Below are 3,821 nucleotides of genomic sequence, written 5' to 3'. Positions count from 1 at the left end.
AAGGGCGGCCATCGATTTCCATGTAGACGAGGTCGGCGACACCGGACGCGCCGGCTCCGGAGAAACGGATGATGTCGTAGGTGTTGGATTCAACGTTGATCTTGATGAGGGCGGAGCCGCCATCGAGCTTGTTCGAGCGGGCCCAAAGGTTGCCTTCGTTGTCCATGTCGGCGGCGTAGTAGCCGGTTTCCGGAGAGACATTGCTGTTGGGCGCGGAGGCACCAAGGGCTTCGAGGGTGCCGTCGCCATGGATTCGGATAAGCTGATCTTTGTAAGGAGCGTAACGCCCCCAGGCATAGACGTAGCCGTCGAGAGGGTTGTAGCCTGCCGCGTTGTAGGATTGGTTGTTGTCTCCAAGCGGGGTGTAGCCACCGGAGCGGGCGTTGAGCCGGTTGGCTTGCCCGGAGATGACCTGATAGAAGTCAGGCTGCGGCTCGAAGACCGGAGGCGTCTCTGCATGGGCGTGGATACCGAGGGCGGCCCAGGTCGCGAAGACCGTTCGGTATCGATTTCGGCAGCGGGGTGTGGATGTTTGTTTCATATTTGGAATCGCCGACTTGGCGTCGGAATACCAATGGCAGCTACCGTGCCGAGTGACTCACCAAGGATCCTTTGTAATTGATAATTAGAGGTTTATGATTTTTTCAAAAGTTGATATTCCTCCAGCCGGAATGGGAAAACCGGGTAGAACTTACCGGGACGGATGGACCGATGAGGTAGAAAGTTCAGTGGTGGGAGTTCTTGGCGATATACCTGCAAGCTTGTCATTGGATGAGGGCCTGAACATGGTTTGTGTCGATGGAGGGCAAGCGTTCAGCAGATCTTTTGATTGTCGAAGATGACGAAACGACGAGGCGTTTGCTGATGCTCAAGGCGGGTGACTTTGGCTTTCGGGCGGTGGCCGTGGAGAGCGCCGAAGAAGGGCTGTCATTGATCGATGATGAGCTGAAGGTGGTGTTGATGGACCTCGGGCTTCCGGGGATGTCCGGGTTTGAGCTGTTAGATAAATTGGCCAAGGATCACCCGGGTCTTCCGAGCGTGGTGCTGACAGGGGCGAACCGTGCTGAGGAAGCGGTGCGGGCGATGAAGCTGGGGGCGTATGATTATCAGACAAAGCCCTTTGATCTGGAGGATCTGTTTCACAGCTTGAGACGTGCTTCGAAGCTGCGTGAGGTCCAGCAGGAGAATGAGGAATTGCGTGCATCGTTGGGTGATGCGGCACCGATCAAGGAGATGGTGGCCGAGGCTCCGGCGATGCTTGAGATCCTGGAGAAGGCGCGGAAAGTGGCGGCGATCAATTCGACGGTTTTGCTCACAGGTGAGAGCGGAGTGGGCAAAGGGGCGCTGGCGCGCTTCATCCATGCCAACAGCCAGTCGGCGGCAGGGCCGTTTGTGACGGTGAGCTGTCCGGCGCTTCCGCGTGAGCTGTTGGAGAGTGAGCTTTTTGGTCACGAAAAGGGAGCGTTCACCGGGGCGATCAAGCGACGGATCGGCAAGATCGAAGCAGCGAAAGGCGGAACATTGTTTCTCGACGAGATTGGAGACATGCCGATCGATCTTCAGCCGAAGTTGCTCAACGTGCTCCAGGATCGAGAGTTTCAGCGTGTTGGCGGCGAGGGCTTCATCAAGGCGGATTTCCGTTTGATCGCGGCGACGAACATCGACTTTGAGGAGAAGATCCGGGCGGGCGAGTTCCGTGAGGATCTCTACTACCGTCTGAGTGTCATCCCGCTTGAGACGCCTCCCCTGCGTGAGCGCTTGGAGGATGTGCCGGCCTTGGTGGATCGGATTCTTGGATTGATCGCGATGCGGCGGAAATGTGGAGCGATTCGTGTGGATGCGGCGGCGAGAAAGAGGCTGACGGCGTATCGATGGCCCGGAAATGTCCGGGAGGTTGAGAACGTTTTGGAGCGGGCGAGTGCGTTTTGTGAGGATCGGACGATCCGGGTTACGGATTTACCACGTGCGGTTCAGGGTGAGGAAGGTGAACGGCCCGCGGGTGCCTTGCCGGCGGATCTTTCAGGTCTCACGCTTGAACAACTGGAGGTGGAGGCGATTCGTCAGACCTTGGCCGCATGCGATGGCAACAAGGCGGAAGCAGCGCGGCGATTGGGCATTGCGGAGAAGTCGGTTTACAACAAAATGAAAAGGCACGGTCTAACCGCCGATTGATCAGAATCAAATGAAAGGAATGATATTCACCGAGTTTCTCGGACTAGTGGAGGAGAAATGGGATGCGGACATGGTGGACGACATCATCGATGCCTGTGACCTGCCATCAGGTGGGGCCTACACGGCGGTGGGAACCTATGATCACCAGGAGATCGTGGCTTTGGTGGTGGAGCTGAGTAAGCGCAGTGGCGTGGAGGTTCCGGACCTGCTTCGTGTCTATGGTCAGCATCTTTTCAGTAAGCTTGCGCTGGGATACCCGCAGTTCGTCGGGAAGACGGATTCGGTTTTGGATTTCCTGGAAGGTGTGGAGAACTATATCCACGTGGAGGTGCGGAAGCTCTATCCGGATGCGGAGTTGCCCAGCTTTGAGACGAAGCGGCTGGAGCCGCAGGTCTTGGAAATGATCTACCGATCGAGCCGTCACCTGGATGATGTCTGTCATGGATTGATCGAGGGCTGCATCACGCATTTCAAGAAGGAAGGGACCGTCGAGCGTGAGCCAATCGATGATGGTTCCCGCTTTGTGATTCGTTGCGAATGAGTGGTGGTGGGGACATCGAGCTGCGGTTGCAGCGCCGGTTGGAGAGGGAGCGACTGGCCCGCACTGAAGCAGAGCGGCTGCTCGAGGCGAAGAGTGGCGAGCTCTATCAGGTGAATCAGGAGCTTGAGAAGCTGCTGAATTCCCAGGGAGAGATCCTGGAGGGATACCGGCGGGCGGTCTTTCGTCTGGCGAACGTTCTTCTTTCTCTTGGCGACAATCACGAGGCGAACGTGAGTCGGCTGATGGATGAGGCGGGCCACCTGCTTGGGGCAAGCGGTGGGTTGGTGGTAAGGATGAAGAATCACGATGAGGAACCCAGCTGGACGAGCGGATGGTCCGACTGCGACTCCATCACCGAGAAGATCTGGCGAAGGGCGCTGGAAGCTGGCCAGATCGAGGAGTGGCGGGACGAGGGCATGGCCTACGTTTTCATCCCTCTGGAAATCCGGATGCGCAGGGTCGGGGTGATCGTGATGATCCTCGGTCCTGAGAAAGAGCTCAATGAGCTCAGCAAGATGGTGGCCGAGTTCCTGGGAAGCGGTGTGGGTGGAGAAGTGGAGCGGATGGAGGCAAAGAGCGAGATGCAGGTCACCGAGCAACGCTATGAGTCGCTGTTCCATGCCTCGATGGATTCGATCCTGATCATCGATTTTGAAGGGAAAATTCGTGAGGCAAGTGACAGCGCGCTGAAGACTTTTGGGATCTCACGTGGCTGGTTGCTGCGTTCGGATTTATCGGATCTGGTGAATGAACGCCACCGGGATCGGGCGATGAATGCCTTTGATCAGGTCAAACAAGCGGGCCGGTGTCATTATGAAGCGGAGTTTCTGAGGTCTGACGGCTCGACCTTTCCTGCGGAGGTGGTCGGTAGCAGTTTCGAGATCGGAGGGGAGAAGCGCGTGTATGCGATCTTTCGCGATATCTCGCAGAGAAAGAAAAGTCAGGCGGCAATCATTGAGCGGGAAAGGAAGTTCAGGACGGTCTTCGAGCAGTCTTTGGACGGCATCGTCCTCCACGACATGGAGGGACGGATCCTTGATGTGAATGAAACGCTCTGCAAACTGCTGGGTTGGTCACGTCAGGAGCTGACGGCGAAGAATCTTTCGGA

The 3,821-nt window shown here is 57.0% G+C and carries 4 protein-coding genes; 3 read left to right on the top strand and 1 reads right to left on the bottom strand.

Features of this window, described 5'->3' with window-relative positions:
• A partial coding sequence (locus tag WBG04_RS16170; protein ID WP_424315553.1) for a DUF6923 family protein occupies nt 1-541 on the bottom strand: 541 nt, incomplete at its 3' end.
• A 257-nt stretch (nt 542-798) separates the two neighbouring features.
• Here WBG04_RS16170 and WBG04_RS16165 point away from each other — a divergent pair.
• From WBG04_RS16165 to WBG04_RS16155, 3 genes are all read left to right on the top strand, one after another.
• On the top strand, nt 799-2,172 hold the full coding sequence (locus WBG04_RS16165) for a sigma-54-dependent transcriptional regulator (protein WP_424315551.1): 1,374 nt from the start codon (nt 799-801) through the stop codon (nt 2,170-2,172).
• Between the two features lie 10 nt (nt 2,173-2,182).
• Nucleotides 2,183-2,713: a heme NO-binding domain-containing protein gene (locus WBG04_RS16160; RefSeq protein WP_424315549.1), complete on the top strand. Its 531-nt coding sequence runs from the start codon at nt 2,183-2,185 to the stop codon at nt 2,711-2,713.
• Nucleotides 2,710-3,821, top strand: a 1,112-nt coding sequence (locus WBG04_RS16155) for a PAS domain-containing protein (protein ID WP_424315547.1), incomplete at its 3' end; no start/stop codon positions are given. The genes WBG04_RS16160 and WBG04_RS16155, both read left to right, overlap by 4 nt.

It is taken from the genome of Haloferula sp. (assembly GCF_049672945.1).
Taxonomy (GTDB): Bacteria; Verrucomicrobiota; Verrucomicrobiia; order Verrucomicrobiales; family Akkermansiaceae; genus Haloferula.
Note: the sequence above shows the minus strand (reverse complement) of the source record. Positions and strands in the feature narration are given on the sequence as shown.